General features: G+C 71.2%; 1 protein-coding gene and 1 pseudogene. Both read left to right on the top strand.

The window, feature by feature from the left end; translation table 11 throughout:
- Window positions 1–190: hypothetical protein (locus AC08ON_RS01915; RefSeq protein ID WP_476616347.1), on the top strand; the 190-nt coding region annotated here is incomplete at its 5' end.
- Window positions 191–300: 110 nt separating this feature from the next.
- Window positions 301–2,711: pseudogene (gene glgX / locus AC08ON_RS01910) on the top strand (glycogen debranching protein GlgX); the annotation flags it as partial.

The raw sequence follows: 2,711 nt of genomic DNA, 5'->3' as shown, positions 1-2,711 counted from the left end.
GGCACCCCGGTGGGCGCGCCGTTGGACTGGCGCCGGGCGGCCTGCGCCCCCGCGGCCCAGTGGAGCACGCGCGAGGATCCTCGACGACGGCACGATCAAGCTCGCCTTCGGAGACTGGCGAGCAACTATCCACGCCACCCCCGGGCCCTGGCAGGGGTCATCGTCGGCGCAGCCGCCCCCCTTCTTTTGACGTCATCCCCGGCCTGTTCCACGGCCACCGTGTTTCCCGTGCTCCGGAAAAGGGGATCGGTTAGCGTCGCCAAGGTGTCCGACACCGTGAAGACCACAGTCTCACCGGACATACCGGCATCCCCGGGCGTACCGGCGCCGACCGCCTCCGGGCTCGCGCCGGGGTGCGCGGTGCCACTGGGCGTGACCTGGGATGGGTCCGGGGTGAACATCGCCGTCGTCGCCCCCGGGGCCGAGGCGGTCGACTTCTGCCTGTTCGATGCCGACGGCCGCGAGACACGCCATCGACTTCCGGAGCGTGACGGCGGGGTGTGGCACGGCTATCTGGCTGGCGTCCGCCCCGGTCAGCGTTACGGCCTGCGGGCACACGGTCCCTATGACCCGGAGCGGGGCCAGCGGTACAACCCGGCGAAGCTGCTGGTCGACCCCTACGCCCGATCGGTAGCCGGGACGCTGCGCACGGACCCGGCGATCTACGGGTTCGGTGGTGGCGACCCCTACGGCTTCGAACCGGACCCGCGGGACTCCGCACCTTTCGTGCCTCGCTGCGTCGTGACCGGGCCCGGACGGGCGCAGCGGGGCCCCGCCGGGACCAGGGATTCCGGATTCGGGGATTCCGGATTCGGGGACTCCGAGATCGGGGACCCCAGATCCGGGAGTGGCGGTTTGACGGGTCACGGCGTACATCCGGCGGACAACCGGCCTACCATCCCCTGGTCGGACACGATCATCTACGAGGCGCACGTACGCGGGCTCACGAAACGTCACCCGGGCCTGCCGCCACGGTTACGCGGGACGTACGCCGGGCTCGGCCACCCGAGCGTCCTGGCGCACCTGCGCCGGCTCGGCGTCACCGCGGTCGAACTGCTGCCGGTGCACGCCTCGGTCTCCGAACCGGCCCTGCTCGAGCGCGGAAAAATCAACTACTGGGCCTACAACACCCTGGCCTTCTTCGCCCCTCATGCCGGGTACGCGGCCACCGACGATCCGATCGGCGAATTCCAGGCGATGGTCGCAGCCCTGCACGCCGCCGGCATCGAGATGATACTCGACGTCGTCTACAACCACAGCGCCGAGGGCAGCGAGCGGGGCCCGACGCTGTCCCTGCGTGGCCTGGACAACACGACCTATTACCGGGTAGAGCCGATGGATCCCCGGCGCTACCGTGACGTGACCGGCTGCGGCAACACCCTCAACACGTCCTCACCGCACGTCGTGCGGCTGATCTGCGACTCGCTGCGGTACTGGGTGACGGAGATGGGCGTCGACGGGTTCCGGTTCGATCTCGCCACCGCGCTCGCCCGCAATCCCGACGCCTTCGACCCCGCGGCAAGCCTGCTGACCGCCATCCACGCCGACCCGATCCTCGCCACGGTGAAGCTGATCGCCGAGCCGTGGGACGTCGGCTGGGGCGGATACCAGGTGCGGGGGGGTTCCCGGCCCCCTGGGCGGAGTGGAACGGGCGGTTCCGCGACACCGTGCGCGACGTGTGGAACAGGCACACCAGCGGCGTCGCCGATCTGGGCTATCGGGTGTCCGGCTCGTCGGACCTGTTCGAGCACGGCGGCCGGCGCCCCTGGGCATCGATCAACTTCGTCACCGCCCACGACGGTTTTCCCCTGGCAGACCTGGTCTCCTACAACGAGAAGCACAACGAGGACAACGGCGAGGGCAACCGGGACGGCGAGGCGGACAACCGCTCGGCGAACTACGGGGTGGAGGGTGCGACCGACGACCCGGCGATCCTGACCATCCGCCGCCGGGTGCGCCGGGGACTGATCACGACACTGCTGCTGTCCACGGGCGTCCCGATGCTGCTCGCCGGCGACGAGTTCGGTCACTCGCAGGGCGGCAACAACAACGCCTACTGCCAGGACAACGCGGTGTCCTGGCTCGACTGGCCGACCGACCTCGTGGGGCCGGAGGACGTCACCGGACCGGAGGACGTCACGGAGCCGGACCACGCCTACCCCGACCCGGCCGGCCCCGACCCGGCGCTGTGTCGGCTGGTGGGCGGGTTGGCGGCACTGCGTTCCGCCGAACCCGTGCTGCGCCGGGGGCGGTTCTTCCACGGCGGCCAGTCGGCACCCGGGCGACTCGCGGACATCACCTGGTTCCGTGCGGACGGGGCGGTGATGTCGGTGGCGGACTGGAACGCCCCGCGGGTCGCGACGCTCGTGGCCCATGTCGCCGGCGGCCCTGTCGCCGCCGGCTTCGTGGATGAGGATCCTGCCGGCGGGCGGGGAACGCACGATCTACCGGCCCACGGCGCTGGCCTGGTGTACGTGTTCCATCCGGATCGCGGCGACACCGTCGTCACCCTGCCCGGTGCTCCCTGGGCGGCCCGCCACGACCTGCTGCTCAATACCGCCGACGACGATCTCGCCGGATTCCCGGCGACCGTCGCGGTACCGGGAACCAGCTACGTCGGCGGCGAGTCCCTGACCGTGCTGGGCCACAGCGTGCTCGTCCTACGAGCCCATCCCCCCGGCACGGCGGCTTCCCCGCGGTGCGGGGACCCC

It is taken from the genome of Frankia sp. CoWAU3 (assembly GCF_977971855.1).
Note: the sequence above shows the minus strand (reverse complement) of the source record. Positions and strands in the feature narration are given on the sequence as shown.